Source organism: Methylobacterium sp. WL116, from assembly GCF_008039455.1.
Taxonomy (GTDB): Bacteria; Pseudomonadota; Alphaproteobacteria; order Rhizobiales; family Beijerinckiaceae; genus Methylobacterium.
Map to the genome: position 1 here is coordinate 1 of NZ_VRUV01000405.1, position 4,198 is coordinate 4,198.

The window sequence follows — 4,198 nt, forward strand, 5'->3', positions numbered from 1 at the left end:
GCGCGGCTCGCCGCGGACCTCGTCGCCTGCGGCGTCCGCCGGCTCGTGGTCGCCGGCGGCGAGACCTCCGGCGCGGTGGTCGACCATCTCGGGCTGAAGGCCTTCCTGCTCGGCCCCGAGATCGCCGCCGGCGTCCCCGTCCTGCGCACGGCCGGCGGCGATCCGATGCTGCTTGCGCTAAAATCCGGCAACTTCGGCGGCCGCGACTTCTTCCTGCGCGCGCTCGCCCTGATGCAGTGAGCGATACGGGTGCTTCTCGCTTCCCTGACCGCCTTCGAAAGTCTCGTCGCGCCTTCCCTCCCCCCCGACGGATCTCGGGCTTGCCCGAGATCCGCACCTTGTGTGCCCAAGTCGTGTGCACAAGTGGGCAGGCCCGACTTGGGTGCGGGGGGGGAGCCGGTAGGGCAACGCAGATCGATCGCGGCCGAACATGCCGACCAAGGAGCTTCCCATGCACGCCCTGATCCTCGGCGCTGGCGGCATGATCGGCCGCCGGCTCACCAAGGCCCTGGTCGCGTCCGGCGCCGTCGGCGGCGCGCTGCTCGACGCGCTGACCCTGATCGACGTGGTCCAGCCCGACGCGCCCGCGGGCTTCGCCGGCAACGTCCGCACCGAGGCCGCCGACCTCACCGCGCCGGGCGCGGCCGACGCCGCCATCGCCGGGCGGCCCGGCCTCGTCTTCCACCTCGCAGCCGTCGTCTCGGGCGAGGCGGAGGCGAACCTCGAGCTCGGCTACCGGGTCAACCTCGACGGCACCCGCCTGCTGCTCGACGCGATCCGGCGCGCGCACCTGGCCGACGGCTACCGGCCGACGGTGGTGTTCACCTCCTCGCTCGCGGTGTTCGGGCCGCCGCTGCCGCCGGTGATCGGCGACGACTGGATCGTCACGCCGGCCTCCTCCTACGGCACCCAGAAGGCGATGGGCGAGTTGCTGGTCGCCGACTATTCCCGTCGCGGCTTCCTCGACGGCATCGCCTTGCGCCTGCCGACGATCTGCGTGCGCCCGGGCAAGCCGAACAAGGCGGCGTCGGGGTTCTTCTCCGGAATCATCCGCGAGCCGCTGGCCGGCCAGCCGGCGATCCTGCCGGTGCCCGAGACCGTGCGCCACTGGTTCGCGAGCCCCTCGGCCGCGATCGGCTTCCTGCTCCACGCGGCCGGGCTCGACCTCGCCCGCCTCGGGCTGCGGCGTGCGCTGACGCTGCCGGGGGTGTCGGCCACCGTGGCCGAGGAGATCGAGGCCCTGCGCAAGGTCGGCGGCGACAAGGCGGTCGCCCTGATCCGCCGCGAGCCCGATCCGGCCGTCGCCCGCATCATCGAGACCTGGCCCGAGGCCTTCGCCACCGAACGCGCGCTCGACCTCGGCTTCACCGCCGACGCCTCGTTCGACGCGATCGTCGCCGAGCACGTCGCCGAATTCCACGCCGGGACATAAACCTATGTGACATTTCGTCAGGCACGGTCGAACCGGGGATGCGACGCGTTAGAACGGGTCGAGCCTCCGGGAAACGCATCGCCTTGTACAAGCCCATCGAAGACTACGCCGTCATCGGCGACACCCACTCAACCGCGCTGATCGCCCGCGACGGCTCGGTCGACTGGCTGTGCTGGCCGCGTCACGATTCGCCGGCCCTGTTCCTCGCGCTGCTCGACGACGACAAGGGCGGCTCCTGCCGGATCGCGTTCGAGGGCCTGCGCTCGACCTCGCGGCGCTACCTGCCCGAGACCAACGTGCTGGAGACGACCTTCGTCACCGAGACCGGCAGCGCCCGGCTGGTCGACGTGATGCCGGTCAACCCGCCGACCCCCGAGCCCGAGGAAGGGCCCGACGGCGAGGGCGAGAGCCGCCTGATCCGCCTGCTCACCTGCATCGACGGCCACGTCGCCGGGCGCTTCCTGGTGCACCCGACCTTCGACTACGCCCGCTGCGACGGCATCCCGATAGCCGACGGCGCGACGGTGCTGTTCGAGGCCGGCAAGCAGCGGCTCCGCGTCAACGCTGCGCCCGAGCCGAGGCTCGACGGCGCGGTCGCGGTGAGCCGGTTCGCGATCGCGGCGGGCGAGACCGCCTACCTCGTCCTCACCCACGGCGAGGACGGGGAGCGGGCCGCGATCGACGATTTCGCCGGCGCCGAGCGCCGGGTCGCGGCGACCATCGACTACTGGCGGCGCTGGAGCGAGCGCTGCACCTATCACGGCCCCTATCGCGACGCGGTGCTGCGCTCGGCCCTGTGCTTGAAGCTGCTGACCTACTCGCCGTCGGGCGCCATCGTCGCGGCGGCCACCGCCGGCCTGCCCGAGGCGGTTCCGGGCAACCGCAACTACGATTACCGCTTCACCTGGATGCGGGACGCGACCTTCACCGTCACCGCCTTCGTGATGCTCGGCTACGTCCGCGAGGCCTCGGAGTTCCTGCGCTTCCTGCGCGAAGCGGACGGCAGCTTCGGCCGCGACACCAAGCTGCTCTACGGCATCGCCGAGGCGATGCCGCCGGAGGAGGAGCTCGACCACCTCTCCGGCTGGCGCGACGTCGGGCCGCCGCTGATCGGCAACGCCGCCGAGGGCCAGGACCAGCACGACATCTACGGCGAGCTGGTGCGCGCGCTCTGCGTCTTCCTCGAAGCGGTCGAGTACGACCCGCCGGAGAAGGTCCACGACCGCCTGCCCGAGGTGCTCGACAACCTCACCCGCCGCGCCATCGCCTGCCGCGACGAGGCCGACGACGGCATCTGGGAGCTGCGCACCGGCCCGCGCCACCAGCTCCACACCAAGGCGATGCTCTGGGTGGCGCTGAACGACGCCGCCCGGATCGGCCGCAACATCGAGGGCGTGCCGCCGGAGAAGATCGAGACCTGGGAGCGGATCGCCGCCGAGATCCGCGCCGACTACCTGGAGAAGGCCTGGAACGAGGAGCGGCAGGCCTTCACCGGCGCCTACGGCTCGCACCACCTCGACGCGGCGGTGCTGCGCGTGGCGTTGTTCGGCGCGATCGACCCGAGCGACCCGCGCCTGCGCAAGACGCTGGCCGCGATCGAGGACGAGCTCGGCGTCGGCGACCTGATCTACCGCTACCGCATGGACGACGGGCTCACGGGCGACGAGGGCACGTTTACCGCCTGCGCCTTCTGGCGCGTCGGCTGCCTGGCGCTCGACGGCCGCACCGGCGAGGCCAAGGCGGCGTTCGAGCGTCTGCTGGCGCGCGGCAACGACGTCGGGCTGTTCGCCGAGATGATCGACCCGGAGACCGGCGAGCAGCGCGGCAATACCCCGCAGGGCTTCTCGCACATGGCGCTGATCAACGCGGCCCTGCGCCTGCAGGACACGATCGGCCGCTTCGGCCTACCCGAGGAGGGATGCGTCGCGACGAAGGCGGCGGCGGAGTAGACGCAGCGCGGGGCTTTCGGCTGACCGCGCTCACTTCCCTCCCCCCCTCTGCGGGGGAGGGTGGGCCTCGCGTCAGCGAGGGTCGGGAGAGGGGTGCGACGCTTCCTGATACGGCGCTCCCCTCTCCCGACCCGCTTCGCGGGCCACCCTCCCCCGCAGCGGGGGGAGGGAAGTAGCGCGCTCCTTCGTGGCCTCGTCACCGGCCGCTCGACCCGAACCCGCCGACGCCCCGCGCCGATGCCGGCTCATCCGCGTCGGTCACGACCAGCCGCGGCCGCGCGACCCGCGTGAACACCAGTTGCGCGATGCGCTCGCCCGGCGCGATCCGGATCGGGTCGCCCGCCGGGTTGCGGTTCCAGGCCGAGATCAGCAGCGGGCCCTCGTAGTCGGCATCGATCACCCCGGTGCCGTTGCCGAGCACCAGCCCGGCGCGATGGCCCAGGCCAGACCGGGGGAAGATCAGCCCGCACCAGCCGGCATCCCGGATCAGCACAGTGAAGCCGGCGGGGATCAGCGCCGGCGGCCCCTGCGGGGCGAGGTCGAGCGCCGCGTCGAGGCAGGCATGGAGGTCGAGGCCGGCGGCCTGGGCCGAGCCCCATCGCGGAAACCCCCACCCCGCCAGCCGCGGATCGAGCCCACGGATGCCGACTTCGGGCAGCGCGTCGCTCACGGCCGGCGCACCGCGATGGCGTCGGCCAGGGCGACGATGCGATGGGCCTCATCGGCATGGGATCGGTCGATCGTTCGGCCCCGGAACGCGGCCGTGCCGCGCTCGCGGGCGGCCGGCGCGGCGAAGGCGGCGATCGCCGCACGCGCC

The 4,198-nt window shown here is 72.8% G+C and carries 4 protein-coding genes; 3 read left to right on the forward strand and 1 reads right to left on the reverse strand.

All coding sequences use genetic code 11. The features are described 5' to 3' along the window. From FV223_RS21465 to FV223_RS21475, 3 genes are all read left to right on the forward strand, one after another. Positions 1-240 (forward strand): nucleotide-binding domain containing protein (locus tag FV223_RS21465; protein WP_281407460.1); only part of this gene is annotated, 240 nt, incomplete at its 5' end. 211 nt (positions 241-451) lie between these two features. Further along, positions 452-1,432 (forward strand): D-erythronate dehydrogenase, encoded by a 981-nt coding sequence (denD, locus tag FV223_RS21470; RefSeq protein WP_147728901.1) that lies wholly within the window; start codon positions 452-454, stop codon positions 1,430-1,432. A gap of 83 nt (positions 1,433-1,515) precedes the next feature. Then, positions 1,516-3,381 (forward strand): glycoside hydrolase family 15 protein, encoded by a 1,866-nt coding sequence (locus FV223_RS21475; protein WP_147728902.1) that lies wholly within the window; start codon positions 1,516-1,518, stop codon positions 3,379-3,381. A gap of 196 nt (positions 3,382-3,577) precedes the next feature. Here FV223_RS21475 and dut read toward each other — a convergent pair whose 3' ends face one another. Further along, complete coding sequence (gene dut, locus FV223_RS21485; RefSeq protein WP_147728903.1) at positions 3,578-4,051, reverse strand: dUTP diphosphatase; 474 nt, start codon at positions 4,049-4,051, stop codon at positions 3,578-3,580. Positions 4,052-4,198: the final 147 nt, after the last annotated feature.

Bases quoted from the DNA above. Each gene is read 5' to 3' on its own strand.
- denD (WP_147728901.1), top strand. From the start codon at position 452: ATGCACGCCCTGATCCTCGGCGCTGGCGGCATGATCGGCCGCCGGCTC.